Source organism: Leclercia sp. LSNIH1 (assembly GCF_002902985.1).
Classification (GTDB): Bacteria; Pseudomonadota; Gammaproteobacteria; order Enterobacterales; family Enterobacteriaceae; genus Enterobacter.
This window is the reverse complement of the sequence record NZ_CP026167.1, coordinates 4,440,672-4,455,050: the sequence shown is the minus strand read 5'-3', so window position 1 is coordinate 4,455,050 and position 14,379 is coordinate 4,440,672. Positions and strand designations below refer to the sequence as shown.

The 14,379-nt window shown below is 56.9% G+C and carries 12 protein-coding genes; 5 read left to right on the top strand and 7 right to left on the bottom strand.

Features of this window, described 5'->3' with window-relative positions; all coding sequences use genetic code 11:
* Positions 1-10 precede the first annotated feature (10 nt).
* Positions 11-1,477: an IMP dehydrogenase gene (gene guaB / locus C2U54_RS21980; RefSeq protein ID WP_103180699.1), complete on the top strand. Its 1,467-nt coding sequence runs from the start codon at positions 11-13 to the stop codon at positions 1,475-1,477.
* Positions 1,478-1,540: 63 nt separating this feature from the next.
* Positions 1,541-3,118 carry a glutamine-hydrolyzing GMP synthase gene (guaA, locus tag C2U54_RS21975; RefSeq protein ID WP_103180698.1) on the top strand — a complete coding sequence of 526 codons (1,578 nt, stop codon included), beginning with the start codon at positions 1,541-1,543 and terminating at the stop codon, positions 3,116-3,118.
* 61 nt (positions 3,119-3,179) lie between these two features.
* On the opposite strand, the gene C2U54_RS21970 is transcribed toward guaA, so the two are convergent.
* The 3 genes from C2U54_RS21970 to C2U54_RS21960 are packed head-to-tail and all read right to left on the bottom strand — an operon-like array spanning position 3,180 to position 4,687.
* On the bottom strand, positions 3,180-3,926 hold the full coding sequence (locus C2U54_RS21970; protein WP_103180697.1) for an alpha/beta fold hydrolase: 747 nt from the start codon (positions 3,924-3,926) through the stop codon (positions 3,180-3,182).
* A 9-nt stretch (positions 3,927-3,935) separates the two neighbouring features.
* On the bottom strand, positions 3,936-4,190 hold the full coding sequence (locus C2U54_RS21965) for a DUF1471 domain-containing protein (protein ID WP_103180696.1): 255 nt from the start codon (positions 4,188-4,190) through the stop codon (positions 3,936-3,938).
* Positions 4,191-4,225: 35 nt separating this feature from the next.
* Entirely contained in the window at positions 4,226-4,687 is a 462-nt protein-coding gene (locus C2U54_RS21960; protein ID WP_103180695.1) for a DUF6130 family protein, read from the bottom strand.
* A 220-nt stretch (positions 4,688-4,907) separates the two neighbouring features.
* Here C2U54_RS21960 and C2U54_RS21955 point away from each other — a divergent pair, with 220 nt between their 5' ends.
* The gene (locus C2U54_RS21955; protein ID WP_103181121.1) at positions 4,908-5,633 is read left to right on the top strand and encodes an SDR family oxidoreductase; all 726 of its coding nucleotides are present in this window, start codon (positions 4,908-4,910) and stop codon (positions 5,631-5,633) included.
* Here C2U54_RS21955 and C2U54_RS21950 read toward each other — a convergent pair.
* On the bottom strand, positions 5,630-6,811 hold the full coding sequence (locus C2U54_RS21950) for an MFS transporter (protein WP_103180694.1): 1,182 nt from the start codon (positions 6,809-6,811) through the stop codon (positions 5,630-5,632). The genes C2U54_RS21955 and C2U54_RS21950 overlap by 4 nt on opposite strands.
* Before the next feature lie 98 nt (positions 6,812-6,909).
* Here C2U54_RS21950 and C2U54_RS21945 point away from each other — a divergent pair, with 98 nt between their 5' ends.
* Entirely contained in the window at positions 6,910-7,794 is an 885-nt protein-coding gene (locus C2U54_RS21945) for a LysR family transcriptional regulator (protein WP_103180693.1), read from the top strand.
* A gap of 27 nt (positions 7,795-7,821) precedes the next feature.
* Here C2U54_RS21945 and C2U54_RS21940 read toward each other — a convergent pair whose 3' ends face one another.
* Positions 7,822-8,028 (bottom strand): YfgG family protein, encoded by a 207-nt coding sequence (locus C2U54_RS21940; RefSeq protein WP_103180692.1) that lies wholly within the window; start codon positions 8,026-8,028, stop codon positions 7,822-7,824.
* A 346-nt stretch (positions 8,029-8,374) separates the two neighbouring features.
* On the opposite strand from C2U54_RS21940, the gene C2U54_RS21935 reads away from it, so the two are divergent.
* Positions 8,375-10,615, top strand: coding sequence for a sensor domain-containing phosphodiesterase (locus C2U54_RS21935; protein WP_103180691.1), 2,241 nt, complete (start codon positions 8,375-8,377; stop codon positions 10,613-10,615).
* 8 nt (positions 10,616-10,623) lie between these two features.
* On the opposite strand, the gene ppx is transcribed toward C2U54_RS21935, so the two are convergent.
* Complete coding sequence (ppx, locus tag C2U54_RS21930; RefSeq protein WP_103180690.1) at positions 10,624-12,165, bottom strand: exopolyphosphatase; 1,542 nt, start codon at positions 12,163-12,165, stop codon at positions 10,624-10,626.
* 3 nt (positions 12,166-12,168) lie between these two features.
* Positions 12,169-14,229 carry a polyphosphate kinase 1 gene (ppk1, locus tag C2U54_RS21925; protein WP_103180689.1) on the bottom strand — a complete coding sequence of 687 codons (2,061 nt, stop codon included), beginning with the start codon at positions 14,227-14,229 and terminating at the stop codon, positions 12,169-12,171.
* Positions 14,230-14,379: the final 150 nt, after the last annotated feature.

The window sequence follows — 14,379 nt, the reverse complement described above, 5'->3', positions numbered from 1 at the left end:
GATATTGCCCATGCTACGTATCGCTAAAGAAGCACTGACGTTTGACGACGTCCTCCTCGTTCCCGCTCATTCCACCGTTCTGCCGAATACTGCCGACCTTAGCACGCAGTTAACCAAGACCATTCGCCTGAACATTCCTATGCTCTCCGCGGCAATGGACACCGTGACGGAAGCGCGCCTGGCTATCGCCCTGGCTCAGGAAGGCGGCATTGGCTTTATTCATAAAAACATGTCTATCGAGCGTCAGGCGGAAGAAGTTCGCCGCGTGAAGAAACATGAATCTGGCATCGTTACCGACCCACAAACCGTTCTGCCAACCACCACCCTGCACCAAGTGAAAGCGCTGACCGAGCGTAATGGTTTTGCAGGCTATCCGGTTGTCACCTCCGATAACGAACTGGTGGGCATCATCACTGGCCGTGACGTGCGTTTCGTCACCGACCTGAACCAGCCAGTCAGCGTTTACATGACCCCGAAAGAGCGTCTGGTCACCGTGCGTGAGGGTGAATCCCGCGACGTGGTCTTCGCAAAAATGCACGAAAAACGCGTTGAAAAAGCGCTGGTTGTGGACGACAGCTTCCACCTGCGCGGCATGATCACCGTTAAAGACTTCCAGAAAGCAGAACGTAAACCGAACGCCTGTAAAGACGAGCATGGCCGTCTGCGCGTTGGCGCGGCGGTGGGCGCAGGTGCGGGCAACGAAGAGCGCGTTGATGCGCTGGTTGCGGCGGGCGTTGACGTGCTGCTGATCGACTCCTCTCATGGCCACTCCGAAGGCGTTCTCCAGCGTATTCGTGAGACCCGTGCAAAATACCCTGACCTGCAGATCATCGGCGGTAACGTGGCAACCGGCGCGGGCGCGCGTGCCCTGGCTGAAGCGGGCTGTAGCGCAGTGAAAGTGGGTATCGGCCCAGGCTCCATCTGTACCACCCGTATCGTGACCGGCGTGGGCGTTCCGCAGATCACTGCGGTATCTGACGCGGTAGAAGCGCTGGAAGGCACCGGCATTCCGGTTATCGCTGACGGCGGTATCCGTTTCTCTGGTGATATCGCGAAAGCGATCGCGGCCGGTGCGGCAGCGGTAATGGTGGGTTCCATGCTGGCCGGTACCGAAGAGTCTCCGGGCGAAATCGAACTGTTCCAGGGTCGTTCTTATAAATCTTACCGTGGAATGGGCTCTCTGGGCGCGATGTCCAAAGGCTCCTCCGACCGCTACTTCCAGACCGACAACGCTGCTGACAAACTGGTGCCGGAAGGTATCGAAGGCCGCGTGGCCTATAAAGGCTACCTGAAAGAGATCATCCACCAGCAGATGGGCGGCCTGCGCTCCTGTATGGGCCTGACCGGCTGTGGTACTATTGACCTGTTACGTACCAAAGCGGAATTTGTGCGTATCAGCGGTGCGGGTATCCAGGAAAGTCACGTTCACGACGTGACCATCACCAAAGAGTCCCCGAACTACCGCATGGGCTCCTGATAAATTTCCACGCCCGGCTATAAGCCGGGCGATTTTGTTTCACTTGCCTCGGAATTAGCGTCAATGACGGAAAATATTCATAAACATCGCATTCTCATTCTGGATTTCGGTTCGCAGTACACTCAGCTGGTGGCACGTCGCGTACGTGAGCTGGGCGTTTACTGTGAACTGTGGGCGTGGGATGTCACGGAAGCACAGATTCGCGAATTCAACCCAAGCGGTATCATTCTCTCTGGCGGCCCGGAAAGCACCACCGAAGAGAACAGCCCGCGCGCGCCGCAGTATGTATTCGAAGCCGGTGTGCCGGTGTTCGGCGTCTGCTACGGCATGCAGACCATGGCGATGCAGCTGGGTGGCCATGTAGAGGGCTCCAACGAGCGTGAGTTCGGCTATGCACAGGTTGAAGTACAGACCGACAGCGCCCTGATCCGCGGTATCGAAGACTCCCTGACCGCCGACGGCAAAGCGCTGCTCGACGTCTGGATGAGTCACGGCGACAAAGTCACCGCTATCCCGTCCGACTTCGTGACCGTTGCCAGCACCGAGAGCTGCCCGTTTGCCATCATGGCGAACGAAGAGAAGCGCTTCTACGGCGTGCAGTTCCACCCGGAAGTGACCCACACCCGTCAGGGCCTGCGCATGCTGGAGCGTTTTGTCATCGACATCTGCCAGTGTGAAGCGCTGTGGACGCCAGCAAAAATCATCGACGACGCCGTGGAGCGTATCCGCCAGCAGGTGGGTGACGACAAAGTGATCCTCGGTCTGTCCGGCGGCGTTGACTCCTCCGTGACCGCGATGCTGCTGCACCGCGCCATCGGCAAAAACCTGACCTGCGTCTTCGTCGACAACGGTCTGCTGCGCCTGAACGAAGCCCAGCAGGTGATGGACATGTTCGGCGACCACTTCGGTCTGAACATCGTTCACGTGGAAGGCGAGCAGCGCTTCCTCGACGCGCTGGCGGGTGAAAACGATCCGGAAGCCAAACGTAAAATCATTGGCCGCGTCTTCGTTGAAGTGTTCGATGAAGAAGCGCTGAAGCTGGAAGATGTGAAGTGGCTGGCGCAGGGCACCATCTACCCTGACGTGATCGAATCCGCAGCATCCGCCACCGGTAAAGCACACGTCATCAAATCTCACCACAACGTGGGCGGCCTGCCGAAAGAGATGAAGATGGGTCTGGTTGAGCCGCTGCGCGAGCTGTTCAAAGACGAAGTGCGTAAGATCGGTCTGGAACTGGGTCTGCCGTATGACATGCTCTACCGTCATCCGTTCCCGGGGCCGGGTCTGGGCGTGCGCGTGCTGGGCGAAGTGAAGAAAGAGTACTGCGACCTGCTGCGTCGTGCGGACGCGATCTTCATTGAAGAGCTGCACAAAGCTGACCTGTACAACAAAGTGAGCCAGGCGTTCACCGTCTTCCTGCCGGTTCGCTCCGTCGGCGTAATGGGCGATGGCCGTAAGTACGACTGGGTTGTCTCCCTGCGTGCGGTGGAGACCATCGACTTTATGACTGCCCACTGGGCGCACCTGCCGTATGACTTCCTGGGCCGCGTGTCCAACCGTATTATCAACGAAGTGAACGGTATTTCCCGCGTGGTGTATGACATCAGCGGTAAGCCACCGGCGACGATCGAGTGGGAATAAATCCCGCCTGTTAAGCGCATATAAATCAAGCCCGCATCGTGCGGGCTTTTTTTCATCGGTCTCATTTCACCGCTTGCTCAATCACCCGGACAATCTCCTCCGGTTGACTCACCATCGACACATGGCTTGCCGCCACCTCGCTGGCTTTGGCATCTATCGCTTTCGCCATTGCCCGCTCCAGATCCGGGTTGATCATCCGGTCACTCTTGCTGACGACATACCAGCTCGGCTTATCGTGCCAGGCCGCATGCGTGACCTTTTCCGCAAAGGCATCCGCACGGATCGGGCCCTGAGTGGCGGTCAGTCTGTTTTGCTCATCAGCCTTAATGTCCGGCGCAAAATCCTGACGTACCGATTTGCCCGGCAAATAGAGAAAACCCTCTGCGGTTTTAGCAATCCCAGCGCTCCCCGGCGGGGCAGGGTAGCTGTCCGCCAGCGCCGCCGTCGACTGGCCTGAGTCCGGGGCAAACGCCGCCACGTAAACCAGCGCTTTGACCCGCGCATCGTTACCCGCCTCGCTTATCACCGTGCCGCCCCAGGAGTGGCCTACCAGCACCACATCCCCGTGGGCCCGGGCGATGGCGCGCTGGGTTGCGGCGACATCCTCTTTCAGCGAGGTGAGCGGCAGCTGAACGGCGATGACCTCGGTATGCTGGCGTTGCAGCTTGTCGATCACGCGGTTCCAACTGCTGCCGTCGGCAAACGCGCCGTGCACCAGAACGACGGTTTTATTATTCGCCAGCGCGGAGCCGCTGGTGGCGGCCAGCAGCAGGCCCACCGCAACGGTATGGATAGACACTTTTTTCATGGTTACGCCTCAGCGATAAATATCGGCGGTGCCGGACAGGGTGTTATTCCCCCCGGCGGAGGTAATACGAAACGCGCTGGCGCCCGCTTTATCGGCTTTGGCCTGCAGTTTTGCCTCCAGATCCGCCAGCGACGTCGCACCGCTGCTGTCGGAAACGGTGCCAATCTTTTGCTCTCCCTGAGGCTGGTTAATTTCCTGGGCGGCGAAAGCGGAAGAGGCCATTGCGGCAGTGAAGGTCAGGACAGCAATCAATAATGTTTTCATGGTTTAAATCCTCAAAAATAGGTCAGGGGTTGCGTTCAGTGCATAACCGCGGCATGCGGCGGCACGGTAAATTCAATGGTTTTACGATCAACAGGTTTATGAGTTGGGTCGGCGAGAATAAGGGTCACCTTGTGATGACCTGCGGGTAGCCCCACCAGAATGACCGGTTCACCGCTGGCGTCGGCCCAGTGCCAGGGGTTGTCATCCACGATGACATGGATATGGCCGATGCGCGGCGTCACTTTCAGCGCCTCAGGCCCGAACACCGGTTCAATGCGCATGTTCTCTGCGCGGTATTGAATAAAGACCGCGCCTTTACTTAGCGGGCCCGCCAGCGGTGGATCCACAATCAGCTTCGCCGGGGGCTGGGGTTGTTCGAGCGGTGCGACGGCAGCAAGGCCATTCACCTCCGCCGCACTAAGCCCGCTTAACGGTGCGGCCCAGGTACAGCCTGATGACAAGGCGAACAGCGTGAGCAGGACATTTCGATGCATCATCCGGGTATCTCCTCTTCAGGTAATCAGTGACAACAGGTACAGAAAACCATTTTTATGTATCGGGTCTGTTTGCTGTGGGCGGCTTTTTTGTATGGCTGCGTAAGCAGGGCGGCGGGGATACAGTGCGATACATTCCGCGCATGCGCAGGGGAGTTTCTGCTGGCAGGGTGTCTGCAGAGGCACCCGGGTGGGTGCTCAAGCCAACAGGAGAATGACCATCATGAATCACGAAAAAGTAGCGTTGATTTTCGGCGGGGCACGCGGGATCGGAGCGGCCATTGCGGCGCGACTGGCGCGCGAGGGCTATCGGGTTGCCATTACCTGGGTATCCCGTCCGGACCGGGCGCAGGCGCTGGTATCAACCATTGCGCGTCAGGGCGGCCAGGCGATAGCCATTGAAGCCGACAGCGCAGATGCGGCAGCAATCCAGGCGGCAGTGGATACGACGCTGCGCCGCTACGGCAGGCTGGATGTCGCGGTGGTGAACGCGGGTGTGCTTCGCCCTGGAACGATTGAGGAGTATGCCCTGGCGGATCTGGACGCCACGCTGTCGGTCAACGTACGCGGCGTCTTCCTCGCCATTCAGGCAGCGGTGAAGCCGATGACGGAAGGGGGGAGGATTATCACCATCGGCAGCAATACCGCCGTGCGTACCGGGCATGCGGGCAGCAGCGTTTATGCCATGAGCAAAGCGGCGGTGGCATCGATGGTGCAGAACCTCGCTCTGGATCTGGCGCCACGGCGCATCACCATTAACAACATTCAGCCAGGGCCCATCGCCACCGATATGACCGCCGGGATGGCGGAGCAGATCGTCGGGAGCATCCCGTTGCAAAGAATGGGCGAGCCGGACGAAATCGCCTCGCTGGCGGCCTGGCTTGCCGGGACATCATCCGGCTACATGACCGGGGCAAGCCTGACCATTGACGGCGGATTTGTTCTTTAGTCACTCAGGGCAGGGATGCCCTCAGCATGGCGCGATGCCTGACCCTTGACGATAGCCACCGCCAGCCCGGCAATCACCAGCGTCAGCCCCCACGACAGCCACATCGCGCCCGCCATGCCCAATATCCGGTTCAGCCATGCATAGGCCAGCGGGGAAGCTGCCGCCATCAGCTGGGCAGGGATCAGCAGCACCCCGGTGCGTTTGGCGTACTCTTCAGGAGCAAACAGCTGCAACGGCAGCGTAGCTTTGACGATGGTCACCAGGCCGTTAATCGCCCCATAGCCCAGCACAAAACCGGCGGCTGACCAGAGCCAGAGCGTAGTGCTGAGCCCCAGCAGAAAGCAGACCGGCATGGCAAGCGCGGTGAGCAGCGTCAGGCGCAGCGGAGTCAGTCCCGCTCCGGCCACCACCTCCAGGAACCGCGCCCCGGTCTGCCCAATTCCCCATAACATGCCGATGGTCACCGGCAGGCCGACGCTGGCGATAAATTCCGGCAGATGGGTCGAGGTGCCGTTAGAGACAAAGGTGATGAGGGCGATAAACGCGGCGTACAGCCAGCCGTTGCGACGATCCTCTCCCCCGGCACGGGCGGCGGGTTTGTTGGCTAGAGGGTGAGTTTGATTGGGTAGCGACAGGATTAACGCGGCGCTCAGCAGGCCGAACAGGGCATAGATCAGCAGCGCTTCACGCCAGTTCATGACCATGAGCAGTGCCTCTCCCAGCGGCCAGAAGACCACCGAGGCCAGCCCGCCCGCCAGCGTCACGCGGGAGATCGTTCGCCGCGCCTGCTGACCGTAGAGATTCACTAGCGCCGCAAACAGTGCGTCGTACAGCGACAGGCGCATACCGATGCCAGTTAACACCCAGGCGCTGTACCAGGTCATAAGCGAGTGCGTGTAAGCCATAAGCAGACAACTCAAGGCGATCAGCAGGGAGCCGGTCATCACCACACGCTGGCCGCCGATCCGCGCCAGTAAGCGGGCGACAAACGGCGAGAGGGCAGCCATCACCAGCATGGCGAGCGTCAGGCCCGAGTAGATTTGCGCTGACGACCAGCCGGTATCCGCCGATATCGCCCGGGCAAAGGTGCCGGGCATATAAAAAGAGATCCCCCAGTTGATAAGCTGGTTACAGCCAGCAGTGAGGGAGAGGGCGCGGGGCAGGGCAGGGTTTTTCATTATCTTTCATTCCATCAGGGCGTTATGCTGAGCATATCGGTTGCATCAGGACCCTGGCAGGCCGGTGCGTTTATGGCTCCTATAAGAGAAACTTTGTGATGACGACGCTGAATCTTGGACAGCTGGCGACCTTTCGTCTGGTGGTGCAGCGGGGCAGTTTTTCTGCCGCGGCGGATCTGCTGGGACTTTCGCAACCGGCCGTCAGTCTGCAGATCCGCCAGCTGGAGCAGTTTCTGCAGGCGCGATTAATCGAGCGAACCGGACGGGGGATTAAAGCCACCGCGGCGGGGCTCACGTTACTTACGCACGGCGAGCGCATCGAGCAGGCGGTGGATGAGGCGATACGCGCGATAGGGGCCTTCAGCCATGAGGTGAGCGGCACCATTACCCTCGGAATGGGTGCCACGGCCTGCATCCATCTGCTGCCACCTCTGTTGCAGCAGCTGCGTCAGGATCATCCGCTGCTGCGGGTTGGCGTCACCACCGGCAATACCCTTGAGATTGTTCGCGCTATCGAGGAGAACCGTCTCGATCTGGGGCTGGTGACACTCCCGGCTGCCGGGTCTGCGCTTTCGATCGCACCGGTGATGAATGAGGAGTTTGTCTATATCGCCGCCGGGGAAGAGCAGAGGCAGTTCGGCATGCTGACCGCTGAGCATCTACAGGATCGACCCTTTATCGCCTTTAGTGCGGGAAGCAGTACGCGTACGGTCATCGACGCCTGGTTCCAGGCAAGCGGCGTGGAGGTGCAGCCGGTGATGCAGTCCGGCAGCATCGAAGCGATCAAGCGTATGGTTCGTGTCGGGCTGGGGTACAGCATTATTCCCCGCATGGCGGTCGCCTGCGCGCAGGACAGACAGGGATTATGCGTACAATCGCTTACGCCGGTATTACAGCGCCAGCTGGCTATTGTTATGCGTCAGGACAAAATACTGAGCAAAGGAATGAGCGAAATTATTCGTTTATTACAAACAACAGAATAATTAAATTAACCAATAAAAACCAAACGATTAATTAATTGTCGATGTGGAACGCCCGGCATAATCGACAGAGAGGCTGGATTGCTGGGCCTGTTTTTTCTCCTGATGGTGATACCAGGCACCTATAGAGGAATAGACGAAACGGCCAAGGAAAAAGAAGAAGCTGATTAGCAGTATGATACGCGTCATCCGAGTGTTAAACCGATGTCGTCTTCGCATACGTGTGGCCTGACTCACTGTTGTTTTCCTGATAATACCCTGCGGGCGGTACGCCATTAAGGCATACGGGCGGGCAGGGGTCAATTAATCGTAATGTAAAATTGCGTCAACAACTCACTCACTTAATGTTATGTATAATAATTAACTTATTTACGCCATTGATAATTAGCACAAAAGTGTGGTCAAAAAATGTGAATCTAATTGAGCGATATTAATATTTTTGATTTAAGTCAAATGTCACCCGCCGTTGCTAATTAAAATCTTTTATTCCCTTCGTGTAATCGTTATTCGATGCGCGGCAACAGTGTCAGGTTGGATGCCTGTCTGAATTACCCCCGGGATCAGCGGGTTTACTATGGCATCTATGACTATTTTCACTTTATACAAAAAATACAAAGATCGCTGGTGGGCGCTGCCGATGCTTCTGCCGATCGTGCTGCTGCCCATTGCGCGCTTAGCTACTACCTACACCCAGGTTGAGGGGAGTCTGGTGGTGCTCTACTATATGCCGCTGGCGTTGTTACTCGCGCTCATGCTGTTTTATGGAATGGCGGCAGTGCCGGGCATTATGGTTGCGCTCTTCCTGCACTATTATCCCTCGATTGGCGACTACGAAACGGCGATTGCCATTGCGCATTTCCTGATCCCTATAACTCTCAGTTGGGGCGGATATCGGGTCTTCACACCCCGACGTAATATGACTGCCTATGGCGACGCACGGCTTATCGCGCAACGGATGTTCTGGCAGATGTTCTGCCCGGCCACGATTTTTCTCCTGCTATTTCAGTTCGCGGTTTACCTCGGCGTTTACCAGACGCGGTTTGACCTGGCCGGTATCAGTACTCCCGGGATCCGCTCGCTGATTAACTATCAGGGGTTACTGGTTGGCTGCCTGACAGGGGTGCCCTTCAGCTATGTGATCATCCGCATCCTCCGTCATCCCCGCTATCTGCGCAGCCTGATATCGCAGATTAGGAGCCAGATAGACCGCAAAGTGTCGCTGGCAGAAGCTGTCACCTGGATGTTGATCAACAGTGCCTTACTGGCCCTGCTGTTATGGCCGATTAACGAAAACAGCAGTATCTTCAGTACCAACTACACGCTGTCGCTGCTGATGCCGGTCATGCTTTGGGGATCGATGCGCTTTGGTTATAAGCTGATGTCTCTGATCTGGACTCCAGTGCTGATCGTCTCTATTCACTATTTTTACCGCTACATCCCCTGGTCGCAGGGATACGATATTCAGCTCACCATTACCTCCTCCAGTTATCTGGTCTTTACCTTCGTGGTGGTCTATATGGCGGTACTGGCGACGCGACAGCGGGCCATCAATATTCGCGCCCGTCGGCTGGCGTTTCTCGATCCGGTGGTGCACATGCCAAACCTGCGGGCGCTCAATCGTGCCCTGGGCAAAAAACCCTGGTCGGTGCTCTGTTTCTTGCGCATCCCTGAACTGGAAGTTTTGGGGCGTAACTATGGCGTACTGCTGCGCATCCAGTACAAACAGAAGCTGGCCGCCTGGCTGAATGATTATCTGCAGCCGGATGAGTGCATCTATCAACTCTCGGGTCACGATTTAGTGTTGCGTTTAAATACCGAGCTGCACCAATCCCGTATTGAAGAGCTGGATCTGCACATCAAACGCTTTCGCTTTATCTGGGATGGGATGCCGCTGCAGCCGCAGGTGGGGGTCAGTTACTGCTATGTGCGTTCACCGGTGGTGCATATCTATCTGCTGCTGGGTGAGCTGAGTACCATTGCGGATCTCTCTCTGGCGACCAACCACCCGGAAAACCTGCAGCAGCGGGGCGCAATCAACCTGCAGCGCGGTCTGAAAGACAAGGTTGCGATGATGAATCGCGTGCAGCGGGCGCTGGAAAAAGATGAGTTTACCCTGCTGGCGCAGCCCGTACAGGGCATCCGCGGCGATAGCTATCACGAGATACTGCTCCGCCTGCAAAATGGTGATGCCGGGCTGATCTCGCCCGATATCTTTTTGCCCGTTGCCATGGAGTTTGGCCTTTCGTCGCGAATTGATCTGCTGGTGCTGGAGAAGACGCTTCAGTTTATGGCGAAGAATCGCGAAACGCTCCCGGGGCAGCGGTTCGCCATTAACCTTTCGCCAACGTCCGTTTGCCGGGCCCAGCTGCCGCTTGAGGTCAGCCGGATGTTGCAAAAATATGCCATTGAGAGCTGGCAGCTCATCTTCGAGATCACCGAAAGCAGCAGCTTCGGCAACGCCGGGCTGGCGATGCAGACCGTCAACCATCTGCAGCAGATGGGGTGCCGGATTGCCATAGATGATTTTGGTACCGGCTACGCCAGCTATGCGCGCTTGAAAAACGTGGATGCCGATATTCTGAAGATCGACGGCAGCTTTATTCGTAACATCGTCAGCAATAGTCTGGATTACCAGATTGTCGCTTCGATCTGTCATCTTGCGCGGATGAAAAAGATGCTGGTGGTGGCGGAGTATGTTGAAAGCGAAGAGATCCGCCATGCGGCTGAAGCGCTGGGCATTGACTATTTTCAGGGCTATTTGATTGGCAAACCTGTGCCGCTGGAGAGTCTGCTTAGGGGTGAGGCGCTCGGTATGAGCGCCTGACGGGAAGATTACGCGGCGACGTGCGGGGAGTGCTCTTCTTCAATTTTCAGGCACCAGCCGGTGACGGCGCTCCAGTACTGTTGCTCTTTTTCCAGATCCAGCAAGACCAGCGCATTCTGGCTAAACCAGTCATGCGGGAAACTCAGCGTCCAGTGGTTATCGTCCGTGGTGAGCGTCAGCGTAGGTGGCGTCGTCGTCGCCTGGCGCTGGTTGTTCAGCAGCACGCCCAGACGTAACAGCTGGATCAGCGGCAGGAACTGTTTTTTCTTGAACAGCGTAAAGCGCGGCAGCTCATCCAGCTTAACGGCTTTACGATGATAGCGCACCAGCGAGGCCATCATGGTCTGCTGCTCCTGGTTGAAGCCTGGCAGGTCGCTGTGTTGCAGAATGTAGGCCGAATGGCGGTGCATCCCGCTGTGGTTGATATTGAGCCCCACTTCATGCAGCATCGCCGCCCATTTGAGCAGAGCCGCCAGCTGCGGATGCGCCAGTTTCGGGTTCTGGGCTTCCCACTGCTCATACATTTGGGTCGTGGTTTCCAGCACGCGTCTGGCCTGTTCGCGGTCAATATTGTACTGGTTGGCCAGGCTCTGCGCGGTGCGGCTGCGAATATCCTGATGACGGAAACGGCCTTCCATCTCATAGAGTACCCCTTCGCGCAGCGCGCCGTCGGAAAGACGCAGCTCGCGGATCGCCAGCGCATCGAACACGCCACACAGGATCGCCAGACCCGGCACAAACACCGCTTTGCGCTCTTCGGAGAGACCCGGCAGGCTGAGGGCGGTAAAGCTCTTATGCTTGAGCACCTCTTCCATCAGCCTGGTCAGACGCTCAGGGGTAATAAAGCCATCTTTTTCGCCCATCTCCACCAGCACTTCGTGTGCCGCTTTGATCGTACCCGAGGCGCCAAGCGCCACGTTCCAGCCCTGCAGACGGTATTGCCAGGCGAGGGACTCCAGCTTCTGTACCGCGGCCATCCGCGCGCGCTGGAAGTTCTCCCGGCTGATCGCCCCGCCGGGGAAATAGAGTTGGGCAAAGCTGACGCAGCCCATCCGGCGGCTTTCGACCAGATGCGGCTCAAAGTTTTCGCCGATCACCAGCTCCGTCGAGCCGCCGCCAATATCAATCACCAGCTTGCGGCCTTTTTCAGGTTGCGTATGTTCCACGCCCATAAAAATCAGACGGGCTTCTTCGTTACCCGAAATGATTTCGATAGGGTAGGGGATCACCTTTTCCGCGCGCTTTAAAAATTCCGTCGCGTTTGCGGCCTGGCGCAGGGTATGCGTTCCGACAATGCAGACGCTCGACGGGGTGAAACCCTGCAGGCGTTCGGCAAACAGCGACAGGCAGTTCAGCCCGCGCTCCATCGCCTCTTCGCTGAGCATATTGTTCGCATCCAGGCCATCAGCCAGGTGGACGCGCTGCTTCAGACGACCGATGATCTGCATTGCGCCATCCACCTCACGGGCGATGACCATGTGGAAGCTGTTAGAACCAAGGTCGACCGCAGCAAACTCCTGCGGTCGTGGGGTCTTATCGTTTATCGGCATAGGTTAATCGGATTGCTCGAGTGATTTGATATAGTCGTAAATCGCCAGCTGTGCCCGTACTTTACGGCGATTGCCGCGCGGCACATAGCGGTTACTCAGTTCTTTATCGACATAACGTGCTTTTACAGTATCACTTAACAACAGGTCGATAATATCAAGAATTTGTTGCTTCAGCCGCGGATCGAGCAGCGGTGCCGCCACTTCAATCCGGTAATCGATGTTTCGCGTCATCCAGTCGGCGGAAGAGAGGTAAACGCGTTTATCGCCGCCATTCTCAAAAATATAGATCCGATCGTGCTCAAGATAGCGATCGACGATGCTGATGACGCGAATATTTTCACTGATGCCCTCAAGATCGGGGATCAGCGAGCACATGCCGCGGATCAGCAGATTAACCTGAACTCCCGAACTGGAGGCGGCATACAGGCGATCCACCAGTCCTTTATCGACCAGGTTGTTGAGCTTAAGCGTAATGCCGGCCGGCTGGCCGTTTTGCGCGTTGGCGATCTCGCGGTCGATCATGTCATACAGCAGACGACGGGAGTTCTGCGGGGAGACCAGCAGATAGTCGAAATTAACCGGACGATAGGGGTTTTCAATAAAGTTGAAGACCCGACGCACCTCGTTGGTGATCCGCGCATCGGCGGTCAACAGCGAGTAGTCGGTATAGATGCGCGCGGTCTTCTCGTTGAAGTTACCGGTGCCGATGTGGGCATAACGCACCACATCATCACCCTCTTTACGGGAGATGAGGAACAGCTTGGCGTGGATCTTCAACCCAGGGGCCGAGAAGATCACGTGTACGCCCGCTTCGGTCAGACGACGGGCCCAGTGGATGTTGGCCTCTTCATCGAAACGCGCCTGCAACTCCACCACCACGGTCACTTTTTTGCCGTTGTGGGCAGCGTGGATCATCGCATCGATAATGCGGGAATCTTTCGCCACGCGGTAGATGTTGATTTTAATCGCCAGCACGTTGGGGTCGAACGACGCCTGACGCATCAGCTCCAGCACATGCTCAAAGGTGTGGTACGGATAGTAGAGCAGGACATCGCGCTCGCGAATGGCGTCGAAGCCGTTACGGAACTTATCAAACCAGATATGGCGCAGGCGGGGCAGCGGCTTGTTCACCAGGTTGGCCTTGCCGACGTTTGGGAAGCCGATAAAGTCTTTGAAATTGTGATAGCGACCGCCCGGCACAATGGAGTCATAGCGGGAGATGGTCAGCTTTTCGCGCAGCATATCAACCATGGCATCAGGCATATCGCGCTGATAGACAAAGCGCACCGGCTCCGCCGTCAGACGCTGCTTAAGGCTGGATGACATCAGCTCCATCAGGCTGGCCTCCATCTCGTGCACCAGGTCATACTCGGCATCGCGGGTCATCTTCATGGAATAGGCGTTCAGCGCATCGTAGTCGAAGAAGCCTTTGAAGATATCGTCCAGGCAGTAGCGCAGGATGTTATCCAGCAGGATCATCGGCTTGCGGCGGCGCGGCGTTTCCGGTGGCAGGTTGACGAAGCGCGGCACCTTGTCTGACGGGATTTCCAGCAGCGCATAGCGGATGCTGTCGCCGCGGATAATCTCCACCGCCAGATAGGTGTAGTCATCTTTCAGGAACTGCACCAGATCGGTTTCGCGGTTAATCAGAATCGGGGTGATGTGCTGGCGCAGATACTGTTTGAAATAGTGACGCAGCCAGCTCTGCTGGTTAACCGAGAGCTGACGCTCGTTAATCAGGAAGATTTGATTACGCGCCATCTCCAGCAGCAGTTCGTTATACAGGCTGTCAAATTCCTGGTCGGCTTTCAGTACCCGGGACTGGATCTTGCCAAGCAGATGACGCGAATTCGAGTTTAAACCCTGCTCTTCGCTAATGATGATTCGACGCTTCAGTTCAGCGAAACGCACTTTATAGAATTCATCCAGATTATTGGAGTAAATCCCCAGAAAACGCATGCGCTCAATCAGCGGGTTACTTTTGTCGGCCGCTTCCTGAAGCACGCGCTCGTTGAACGCTAACCAGCTTAGCTCTTTCTCGATGTATAACTTTTCCTGACCCATTACTACTCACACTCCAGTTCAATCACAGGACGTGGTAAATCCGTCTCGCCTTTATTATGGCGAGCATTTCCACAATATGTCCAACTGTGTCAGAAAAGTATGACAGTTAAATTTTTTCTTGAGGGATAATAGAGAGTTGGCGGGGCAAAA

Bases quoted from the DNA above. Each gene is read 5' to 3' on its own strand.
- guaB (WP_103180699.1), top strand. From the start codon at position 11: ATGCTACGTATCGCTAAAGAAGCACTGACGTTTGACGACGTCCTCCTC.
- guaA (WP_103180698.1), top strand. From the start codon at position 1,541: ATGACGGAAAATATTCATAAACATCGCATTCTCATTCTGGATTTCGGT.
- C2U54_RS21970 (WP_103180697.1), bottom strand. From the start codon at position 3,926: ATGAAAAAAGTGTCTATCCATACCGTTGCGGTGGGCCTGCTGCTGGCC.
- C2U54_RS21965 (WP_103180696.1), bottom strand. From the start codon at position 4,190: ATGAAAACATTATTGATTGCTGTCCTGACCTTCACTGCCGCAATGGCC.
- C2U54_RS21960 (WP_103180695.1), bottom strand. From the start codon at position 4,687: ATGATGCATCGAAATGTCCTGCTCACGCTGTTCGCCTTGTCATCAGGC.
- C2U54_RS21955 (WP_103181121.1), top strand. From the start codon at position 4,908: ATGAATCACGAAAAAGTAGCGTTGATTTTCGGCGGGGCACGCGGGATC.
- C2U54_RS21950 (WP_103180694.1), bottom strand. From the start codon at position 6,811: ATGAAAAACCCTGCCCTGCCCCGCGCCCTCTCCCTCACTGCTGGCTGT.
- C2U54_RS21945 (WP_103180693.1), top strand. From the start codon at position 6,910: ATGACGACGCTGAATCTTGGACAGCTGGCGACCTTTCGTCTGGTGGTG.
- C2U54_RS21935 (WP_103180691.1), top strand. From the start codon at position 8,375: ATGACTATTTTCACTTTATACAAAAAATACAAAGATCGCTGGTGGGCG.
- ppx (WP_103180690.1), bottom strand. From the start codon at position 12,165: ATGCCGATAAACGATAAGACCCCACGACCGCAGGAGTTTGCTGCGGTC.
- ppk1 (WP_103180689.1), bottom strand. From the start codon at position 14,229: ATGGGTCAGGAAAAGTTATACATCGAGAAAGAGCTAAGCTGGTTAGCG.